Genomic DNA, 9433 nt, shown 5'->3' with positions numbered 1-9433 from the left:
AGACCTCTTGGAGGGTGGAGTGACCACTGGCATAAAGAGAACAGCTATTCACGGAAGTTATAAAGACTTGCGTCAATGATCTTAATTGAACCGCCGTATACGGAACCGTACGTACGGTGGTGTGAGAGGACGGGAGTTAATCGCTCCCTCCTACTCGATTAATACCTTGTATTAACATAAGTAATTTGTTTTAGGCTTTTAAACCTAGTTTTACCTTTTACAATCTATTCCATTTTATACAGAAAACAAAAAGCTATCAAATTATGTTAGTTATTTCCTCCTAAGTATAAAATAGCCATATTGTTATATTGTTTCAACATGAATTTGGAAGTACGATGGAAATATCGTGGGAATGTATGTCTTAAGACTCTGATTTAGAGGAGGATCATAATAAAAATGGCCGATAAAGATCAAAAACGTTCATTAGCATTATATAAAATTGAACAAATGATTGAAACGGCAGATTCATATATTCGGATGACTTACGGGCCGTCCATAAGGGAATTTTTTCAGATTTTTTTAGATGATTTATACTTGCTTCAACAATTATATAAAGTCCATAAGGAAAATGTCCCTAATTTTGTCACTACATCTAGGAATGTTTCAATAACTTATTTAAAGGAAACATTGAATCATAAGATTACATTTGATGATCAACAGTTCTCTCTTCGTGAGGATATTTTTGCACGTTTATTTTCAACATCCATTGAAATTATGAGAGACCTTTTACCTCTAGGAACAGTCGTTGAACTGGATGAAACCTTTTTTAAACTTAATCAACGTACAAACACCTCCACTAAAGTTGTCATTACAAAACGATTTATCGCTCCTAAAAACTATCAAAGTTATTTTCCATATGCTGGTGTGATTTACCCAATAGGAGAAGTGAATCCTAATTCTGTCTTATATTTTACGGAACCATTGATTCAACGAATTATACATGAAGGATATAAAGATGAAATGGAAAACGCTTATGAGTTACTTATGAAAAAAGAGTTTATTGTGGATAAAGATATGAATTCCATTGAGTTTTCAACGAGTGATATGCATAAGTTACAAAAACAATTAAATGAAGGAAAAGTAGGTGTTAAGTAATGGCTTTGTATACCCAAAGTTTTTGCCACGACTTACTGTATGGAGGTTGGGATTCGGGGATAATTAATAACCTTGAGGATGCTCGCAATGAAATAATAAAAAATTTTAACGATATGGATCTAGAAAACGCCTCTGTACAAAGAGAAATCGAAGAGATTGTTAATGAGATGGTATCTGAAATTGATCGTTTAATTGACCGGATTCAAGCCATTTCTTTTCGATAGTTTGAAAGAATTGAAAGGAAGTGTCAAGGTTGTCAAAACTCAATATTAAGATAGATCTGATTCAGTTTCAATCTACGTTAAATCTTTTGAAAAATAGCATAGAAGATTTTGAAGGTTATACGAAGAGGTTCCGCAATCATACAAGGGGAAGATTAGACAATTTTAACTCCGATTTTATCTCTATTGTTGATAGTTTGTTAGATAATATGAAGGATGATATGAGTAGCGATATGTTAGATGAATTACGATGGATATATGCTGCAGCGGATGGGATATTACAAAGTATGAAACAAGTGGACGATGAATTAGCAAAATCCATCAAGGGAGCATCATCTTCATGAAACGTGATTTAAAAATCAATTATGGTGTGTTGGATGAAATAATTGAGGAGCTTCATACGTATCAAAATGCATTGGCAAATATGCGGACGGCTCTTAATCAAATTGCTACTTTTGTAAAAGAAAATCAAGCCGAAAGCATTGATGCCCTTGAAGAAAAAATGAAACTTTCAAAGGATCACATTTCAGAATACGAAACTCAAATCAAAGACTTATTATATATATTTGAAGGCTATGTAGCGGATACAACAGCTATCATTTCCCCGATAGCTAGAAATGCAATGATGCGAGTGGATCGGAACGACATTTATTTTAATTTAAAACAAATTGAAAGTGAAATTAATAACAATGTTACAAAAGCAATTAATATCACGTATAAAAGCCCGTTTTCTTGGGCTTTTTGGGATGAACCTACAGATGAAGAAAAAGTAGCTAGCCGTTATAACAAAGCGAGAATTGACAGTATCCGAGCAGATATTCAACAAGTGAAAAAGCAGCTAAATCAAAAAATGGATGAACTGTGGAATCTGTATAATTCAAAAGTAATTAAATTTGAAAACATGGATGATGAATATCAAAGTAAAGCAGCGGCTTTGAAAAGTAAATATACAAGTTTCCTAGAATGGTTATGGGATATTGTTTCTTCGATAGGAAATGCAGCCTTTGATTTAGTGAGAGGGCTTGTCGTTGGTCTTATAGAAATTGTCTCTGGTGTAGTCACTTTAGCAGTGGATGTTGGAATAATCGTCATTTCAGGTCTCATTCCTGATCCAATTGAGCCAGATATATTAAAACAGACGGCCAATGAAAAAATAGATGGATATACAGACATGCTTGTTCATGTCATCACAGATCCTATTCGTGTACTGGAAGGCATTGGTCAATCCATTTCCGATACAGTGGAAGAAGAAGGAATCATGTATGTAACCGGATACGCTGGCAGTGCTTTCGTACCGATTGTTGGTCAAGCAAGGGTAGCCAATATAGCCAAAGTGGGATGCAATGCATTAAACCGAAAAGTAAGGGATATAGTCAGAAACAACAAAGTATTTGAAGGATATAAGTCAAAACCTGTAGAATTTATTACAAATGTACGAACTTTTGGGTCAAACGTGATGAATGAGATCGCAGGAGGGATACGAGCACTACAACAACAGTTAAATCCAAAACTAATTCCTGCGGTGAGTGGAGTGCCAAACCCTCCAATAAACACTCTTAGCACACGAGTCTTAATGAATAAAGCTAATGAGACATTGAGTCTGATTGTGAATAAGGGTACAGGTAACACTGAGTTAGGAAAAATAACAGGATATAAATTTAAAGAAGATGTTGATTTAGATTTTAGGGGAACAGGAAAGACATATAGGGACGCATTAAATGAAGCTTTTATTAGGACAGGTGTACCGAGAACAGAATTTACTGTGACTAAGTGGGGAAGAGACGCTAATGGTAAATCATTCCCAGTAGAGTGGAGAGCTAAAAATGGTGCAGAAGTCAATATTGATATTGGACATACAAAAAATGGTCCAGATGTTCCGCACATTGGTTATCAAACTGGGGGAAAAAGAGGTGGAGGAGGAGCCATACGTGGGCATATACTGGTAGACGATGTACCTGTAAATAGATAAATGGAGGAATGTATATGTTGTGGAATATTGAGGAACAGATTATGTCTGCTGCTGCTTCTATGAACATCAATGTAACCAAAATATCAGAACATGATACAGAATTAAGATTTCAACAACTTTCCAGAAAATACGCTAACGGTACTAAATTATTTCCGTTATGGGAGCATCTAGATAACGATATAGCTGTACAACATCCAGAAGCTTGGAAATGGATTGCTGAATATATTGGAAATTCTCAAGCTATTTTGATGTTTAACCCATCCGATGAAAAATCGTCTTATGAAGTAGAGGGAGGAGAAAATCTAGTAAAACTACTGTCAGAAATGTTTAATGTTGAGTTCTATGTTACTAATAAGAACAATGAATATTTATTATGTTTTAACCATCATGATGTACTAATTGCATGTGGAGATGCAACCGAATGGATAAAAAAATACGAGAATATTCAAGATTGAATAAAATCTTCACTACTAACTATCTATCTCGATGAGTTGTTTAAATGTTAAGTATTTGTATAACCTTGATTGGCTTTATGCCTTTCAAGGTTTTTATTTTAAAACTAACAGATGTATCAAATAATAAAGTACAATTACGAGAAAATTCCGATTACTATAGCGAGAGGCTACTCCACCTCAATTAACTCCTGAATGTCGATGTCTAACACTTTGCACACCGTTTCTAATGTTGATAGATAAACTCTTTAGGGGTGGTGGTTGAGTAAATTGCCATCCTTTTATAAATTACCTATTTAGATATTCATAAGGGTACGGGAAAATTTAGTAAGTATGATGTAGGATTATATAAAGAAATAAAAGGTGTACCGGGGTTAGATGCACATCATGTTGGACAAAAAGCAATTATGAAAAAATTCATACGAAATTATGATCCAAATAATGCACCAGCAATATTAGTACCAAAAGCTGGACATACAAGAAAAGGTTCTAGGGGAATCGTTTCGAGAAGTTCAAAAGGAATTGAGAGAGCAAGACAAATATTAGCAAGAGATATAATGGAGTTGAAAAGAGTATATCCATAAATTCTTAATTCTCAACTTCGAAAATTAATTGAATTAAATAAACAATGGTATCCAGAAATGAGAAGGAGATGAGATATATGAATAAAGAAGAGTTTGTTAAACTTTTACATCAGTCAATTATAAAAGAAAATCGTAATTTTTATCGAGATATATTCAATAATACTGATATTAATGAAGTTACAGAACCCTATTGGAAAGAAGCATTGACTTTTTTATTCAGAACTATCAGATAAAAATAAAGAAATATTATTTAAAATAATCGAACAAGTAGAAGTGGATGCTGTATCTAATATTTTAGGGGTGTTAGATGGGGTAGTATCAATAGGAGAAGAGGATATTGAGTTTAAAGTGACAATTAACGATAATAATGAACCAATTAATGGAGATTTACAAGACCTATTTTTGGAGTATGATGAAGAGAATAGGTAACAAGTTTAGAGATATGATTTTGTAATTGCTAAAATACCATTATTAACTTTCTATTAAAGTAATTTGTGAATTTGAGGCAAAGGTAGAAATTACGAAATGGTTGAACTATTAATGAAATATAATCCTGATATCCAACTAAGAATAATGCTGGAAAGTCTCCTTTGGACTTTGTAAAGCAAGTAGAGGATGAGAAATTGATAAATATATTGTTGAATAAATAATATCGTATAATCGTACCTTGATTGTCTATAAGCCTTTCAAGGTTCTTTTTGTTGGCGGTGCTACCCAGTGACGAATAGTTCATTCTTCGATTAAAAGACTTCTTTCTCAACGTAAAGTTAAAGAAAATTATAGAGGGATGTTGCTTTTTCAATTTTTATAAAATAAGGTTAGGATAGTTACAGGAGGTGAGGATATATGAATAATATAAAAAATAATATTGCCTCAAATTTACGCTATTTACGAAATCGTAGCCGATTGTCTCAGGAAGAAGTTGCTGAAAGAATTGGCGTAAGTAGACAATCCGTAGCTAAATGGGAAAACGGTGATTCGCTGCCGGACATTCTAAATTGTGAAGCTTTAGCCGATCTCTATGATGTATCATTAAATGATTTAGTTCGATATGATGCTGAAGAAACAGGAATACCCATTCCTCCTAAAAATAAACATATGTTTGGTACTGTTACCATTGATGAAGGTGGTCAGATTACATTACCAAAAAAAGCTCGAGAAACCTTAAAACTGAAACCTGGCGATACTTTAGTAGTTCTCGGAGATACGAGTCCCCTAACCGCTGGCATAGCATTAATTGATAGCAATACCTTTTTGCGGATGACAGGACAAGCTGTAGAAAATATATATAAAGAAAAATAAAAATTACAAACTAATAAAATGGTATCTAGATTTTATTTATCGAGATTGTGCCCTTTTCACTTTCATTCAGAGTAAATTATGGTGCCGAAAGGAAATTCGATGCAAGATATAGTACAAAAATTTAAGAGTTTGGACAAAAATCAATAATTAAAAAGCTATTGAAATTTTCATTTCCAATTACACTGGCATTACATTTTAATAAATAAATTCACTATAGAATGAGGAACTTTCAACTATCAATATATAAGTTACAAGATATTCCGATCACTTGTTTTACATTTTCACCTTTGAACCAGGAGACTTACAAATAAAATCAAGCTAGTTGCAAGATTTTTTATCGAGTTGCAAAATCATGTTTACGAGTTACAAATAAATTTTCTATAGTTACAAATATTTCCCTTTCACTTGCAAATTCGCTTTTTTCTAGTAGCAAATAAATCTATCAAAGTTACAAATTCGCCTATTTAACTTACAAATTTATTTACTAAAGTTGCAATTATCCTCACTATCGGTCAGGATTGGCATCCGCCAATCCCTCCTTTTTATAAAAAGTCAACTTCGAATAATCTACTTGCAAATATATCAATAGGAGTTGCAAGATTTTTCGATTACTCGGTATCAATTTCAATCTGGAGCAGTTAATTTGCAAATAAAATCCTTCTATTTGCAAGAAATTTCGTCTATTCACGACCGACAATCATCTTTCCTTACATTCCAACATTGAAATAGTGTCCAAATGAAGATCGAGATGGAGATATTGAGCCTTCTATCTTCACTTTTTTCTTGCAATTAGTTACTCCTTGTCTTTTACTGAATCGGATCATTGTCTATTTTCGTCTATGTTTTCATAAGATTGAATGGCTTGCTCTAATGCATTATGTGCTTGACCAAAAGCAATGGTTGGCGAGTAGTCTTCTGCAGTTTCCATGTATGCGATAGCATTTTTCGCTTGAATTAACGCTGTAATCGTATTTTCTAGCATTGTTCCCTTGTCTCCATAACGTTCCTTTGCTTCTTGAAGTTGTTGAATGATTTTATCTAAATCAACAGACTGAGGATTTTCATAAGCTTTTTCCACGGTTTTTAAAGCCTCTGTTAAAATTTCTTTCATCATAATTGTTAACTCCTTTCAACTTTCATTTTCCATTTGTATTTTGACCGCCTATCAAAGAGATATACATGATTACTTATAGTATGGGGAAATTAATTTCATGAATTGAATATAATAAAAAATGACACCTTTAGGTTATATGAAGAGAAAGGAAGTTAATGTATGTCAAAGAAAAATAATATCCCTGATATCGTGAAAACTGTTGTATTAAATGCACCTATTCAAAAAGTTTGGGAAAAAGTTTCAACAGCTGAGGGAATTTCAACTTGGTTTATGGAAAATGATTTCAAACCAGAAGTAGGATATGAATTTACTATTCAATCACCATTTGGGCCTTCTCCATGTAAAGTTTTAGAAGTCGATCCTCCTCATAAACTTTCATTTTCATGGGATGTTGATGGTTGGGTAGTGACATTTCTATTAAAAGAGATTGATAATAAAACAGAATTTACATTAATTCATGGAGGATGGGATCAAATTGATACCATCACTAAGGCTGGACAAGATAGTTCTGCTATTCGTGAGCGTATGAATGGAGGTTGGGAGTCAATCGTTAAAGAACGTTTAAAAAAGGTAGTGGAAGGAGAATGAATCCAGCTGCCAAACACGATGTATTTGAAGCGATAGCAGATCCAACTAGAAGGAAAATTTTACGGTTGTTAAGTGAAAAAAATTTACCAATAGCAGGGATTGTTGATCAATTTTCAGTCAGTCGTACAGCCATCGTTAAACATCTTACAATTCTTACGAATGCCTCACTTGTAAGGGGAGAGAAGAGAGGAAGAGAAAAAATATATAGTCTTAATCCCGAACCTTTAACCGAAGTAAAACAATGGCTTTCTTATTTCGATCGGTTCTGGGATAACAAATTGGCGATTTTAAAGTATACAGTGGAAACAAATCAAAACAAAGAAAAATGATATAGTATCATTGAGTTAAATTTTGCGAAAAGGAGAAATTGAGAGATACAATTTCTCCTTTTTATAAGAGGATTAATCTTTATGAATACCTTATTTCATTTGATCTTCTTTCGTCGGCCCCATCACACTAGGAACTTGTAAGCCAGCTTGGCGTAACAAGACGGTCATTTGTCCGCGATGATGAATAGTATGATCAACTAGTGTTCTTAAAAGGGCGCCACGTGGAGTAGGTTGACCAATACCAGCAACTTCTTCTAACATTTTTTCATCAGTTAATAACATTTCTACTTTTTGTTTAAGATCTTCGGCATATTTTTTATATGTTTCTACAATTTTGTTTGCTTCTTTAGGAACGTCGTTTGGATTTTCTGTTGAATTTAAATCAATGCCAACTAATTTGGAAAAGAATACAGTACTAGTGGCAATATGCCAACCAAGCCACCCTAATGTATTGTGTCCTTATACAATTGCTTGATCTAATGATTCATCGGTTAATGCTTCAAGTACTTTTAGAGTACCATTTGATGTTTTCTCCCAATCTGTTAAAAAATCCTGAACAGTTCTATACATCTTACCAACTCCCTTTTTTAAATATATTAGTATATTTTTGCTTCATATTAAAAATACCTTCTATAAATTTATTATACCCCAAACATGTACAGATTAATGTTCACAGTGTTTTAACTCAAAAATTATCGATAAGATACAAATAGAAATAAAGTTAGTAAACAATTTATTCTTAAATATTGATTTGAAATTGGAAGACGAAAAATTTTTCTTTCATTAACTATAAAAGGGCGAACAATCAATAAAACCTGCATTTGAGCAGGTCTATTTTACAAAGTAATCATATACACGTTCATCTTCTAACCATTCATCGGTTTCAACAAATCCGATTTTTTTATAAAATTCGATGGCTCCTTTATTTTCTGGTACAACGGATAGTCGGACTCTTTCGCAGTCAGGATATTGATTTTGAATCATTTCAATAATTTTCATTATTGCTTTTCTTCCATATCCTTTTCCTTGATATTGAGCTCCAATCATAAATCTTGGAACCCAGTGTCTATCATAGGATTCATTGTCAGGAATATATTCAACTGCACAAAGGCCAACAACTGTATCTCCATCACAAATTGCATATGGTGTAAAGGTTGGATCAACATATGCCCAAGCAATTGTTCCTAGATTTGTTGAGATGTATTGTTTCTGTTCTTCAGCAGGCTCTAATTTAGCACATGCCCGAATATTGTCTTGTGTTATTCTTTCAATGGTAATCATAACTAAATCTCCTATATATTATTTTCTAAATCATAAATTATGAGAAAATTTTAATCAATCAAAAAATTTCATATGCTTTTTTTCTTTCTTATAGTAATCAAGTCGATCTTTTAAAGTACCAGTATGGAATTCAAATTTATGACCATCAAGATCTGTAAAATAAATGGATTTTTTATCCAGTTCATGTCTTTCTCTTCCAGGAAGGATATTTACATGCAGTTTTTTAAGTTTTTCGTACATGTCATCGAAATCTTCCTCTTTAATAGAAAAAGCGATATGTGTATAAGATTGATGGATCTCGTTTCGAGAAATATTTTTTTCTTCATTTAATGCTAGCCAAATCCCATTTAAATCAAAGTAGGCAGTTGTTCGACCTCGAACCAATAATTTAGCATCAAATACTTTTTTATAAAATTCAATAGATTTCTCCAAATTTGAAACAGAAAAGAGTAAGTGGTTGATTCCTTGAATAGACATTTTTCTCACCTTCTTGAACAA

At 32.9% G+C, this 9433-nt stretch carries 13 protein-coding genes and 2 pseudogenes; 10 read left to right on the top strand and 5 right to left on the bottom strand.

From position 1 onward, the window contains the following. The first annotated feature begins 396 nt into the window (after window positions 1-396). The 5 genes from AC3ASS_RS06840 to AC3ASS_RS06820 are packed head-to-tail and all read left to right on the top strand — an operon-like array spanning window position 397 to window position 3740. A complete protein-coding gene (locus tag AC3ASS_RS06840) occupies window positions 397-1095 on the top strand; it encodes a DUF4176 domain-containing protein (RefSeq protein ID WP_488282766.1) in 699 nt (232 codons plus the stop codon). After that, the gene (locus AC3ASS_RS06835) at window positions 1095-1319 is read left to right on the top strand and encodes a hypothetical protein (protein ID WP_488282765.1); all 225 of its coding nucleotides are present in this window, start codon (window positions 1095-1097) and stop codon (window positions 1317-1319) included. The genes AC3ASS_RS06840 and AC3ASS_RS06835 overlap by 1 nt, the downstream gene beginning before the upstream one ends. A 29-nt stretch (window positions 1320-1348) precedes the next feature. Then, entirely contained in the window at window positions 1349-1660 is a 312-nt protein-coding gene (locus AC3ASS_RS06830; RefSeq protein WP_488282764.1) for a hypothetical protein, read from the top strand. Continuing rightward, window positions 1657-3285: a polymorphic toxin type 47 domain-containing protein gene (locus AC3ASS_RS06825; protein ID WP_488282763.1), complete on the top strand. Its 1629-nt coding sequence runs from the start codon at window positions 1657-1659 to the stop codon at window positions 3283-3285. The genes AC3ASS_RS06830 and AC3ASS_RS06825 overlap by 4 nt, the downstream gene beginning before the upstream one ends. Before the next feature lie 14 nt (window positions 3286-3299). Further along, on the top strand, window positions 3300-3740 hold the full coding sequence (locus tag AC3ASS_RS06820; RefSeq protein WP_258561023.1) for a DUF6756 family protein: 441 nt from the start codon (window positions 3300-3302) through the stop codon (window positions 3738-3740). Window positions 3741-3907: 167 nt separating this feature from the next. Here the strand turns inward: AC3ASS_RS06820 and AC3ASS_RS06815 are convergent. Next, window positions 3908-3976: pseudogene (locus tag AC3ASS_RS06815) on the bottom strand (helix-turn-helix domain-containing protein); the annotation flags it as partial. A gap of 168 nt (window positions 3977-4144) precedes the next feature. Between AC3ASS_RS06815 and AC3ASS_RS06810 the strand changes: the two are divergent. The 3 genes from AC3ASS_RS06810 (at window position 4145) to AC3ASS_RS06800 (ending at window position 5623) form a co-directional block, all read left to right on the top strand. Further along, the gene (locus tag AC3ASS_RS06810) at window positions 4145-4321 is read left to right on the top strand and encodes a hypothetical protein (RefSeq protein ID WP_488282762.1); all 177 of its coding nucleotides are present in this window, start codon (window positions 4145-4147) and stop codon (window positions 4319-4321) included. 77 nt (window positions 4322-4398) lie between these two features. Then, window positions 4399-4554, top strand: coding sequence for a hypothetical protein (locus AC3ASS_RS06805; protein ID WP_488282761.1), 156 nt, complete (start codon window positions 4399-4401; stop codon window positions 4552-4554). A 613-nt stretch (window positions 4555-5167) separates the two neighbouring features. Next, window positions 5168-5623 (top strand): helix-turn-helix domain-containing protein, encoded by a 456-nt coding sequence (locus AC3ASS_RS06800; RefSeq protein WP_488282760.1) that lies wholly within the window; start codon window positions 5168-5170, stop codon window positions 5621-5623. An 820-nt stretch (window positions 5624-6443) separates the two neighbouring features. Here the strand turns inward: AC3ASS_RS06800 and AC3ASS_RS06795 are convergent. Next, window positions 6444-6737 carry a hypothetical protein gene (locus AC3ASS_RS06795; protein WP_488282759.1) on the bottom strand — a complete coding sequence of 98 codons (294 nt, stop codon included), beginning with the start codon at window positions 6735-6737 and terminating at the stop codon, window positions 6444-6446. Between the two features lie 159 nt (window positions 6738-6896). Here AC3ASS_RS06795 and AC3ASS_RS06790 point away from each other — a divergent pair, with 159 nt between their 5' ends. Both AC3ASS_RS06790 and AC3ASS_RS06785 read left to right on the top strand, forming a co-directional pair. Then, window positions 6897-7325, top strand: a complete 429-nt coding sequence (locus AC3ASS_RS06790; RefSeq protein ID WP_488282758.1) for an SRPBCC family protein — start codon at window positions 6897-6899, stop codon at window positions 7323-7325. Then, on the top strand, window positions 7322-7654 hold the full coding sequence (locus tag AC3ASS_RS06785) for an ArsR/SmtB family transcription factor (RefSeq protein ID WP_488282757.1): 333 nt from the start codon (window positions 7322-7324) through the stop codon (window positions 7652-7654). Before AC3ASS_RS06790 ends, AC3ASS_RS06785 begins: the two co-directional genes overlap by 4 nt. A gap of 90 nt (window positions 7655-7744) precedes the next feature. On the opposite strand, the pseudogene AC3ASS_RS06780 reads toward AC3ASS_RS06785, so the two are convergent. The 3 genes and pseudogenes from AC3ASS_RS06780 to fosM all read right to left on the bottom strand — a co-directional run. Then, window positions 7745-8101, bottom strand: a pseudogene (locus tag AC3ASS_RS06780) (DinB family protein); the annotation flags it as partial. A 384-nt stretch (window positions 8102-8485) separates the two neighbouring features. Next, on the bottom strand, window positions 8486-8935 hold the full coding sequence (locus AC3ASS_RS06775; protein ID WP_488282756.1) for a GNAT family N-acetyltransferase: 450 nt from the start codon (window positions 8933-8935) through the stop codon (window positions 8486-8488). Between the two features lie 54 nt (window positions 8936-8989). Beyond that, window positions 8990-9412: a FosM family fosfomycin resistance protein gene (fosM, locus tag AC3ASS_RS06770; protein WP_488282755.1), complete on the bottom strand. Its 423-nt coding sequence runs from the start codon at window positions 9410-9412 to the stop codon at window positions 8990-8992. Window positions 9413-9433: the final 21 nt, after the last annotated feature.

It is taken from the genome of Bacillus sp. JST-5 (genome assembly GCF_057747715.1).
This window is presented reverse-complemented; position numbering and strand designations above follow the sequence as displayed.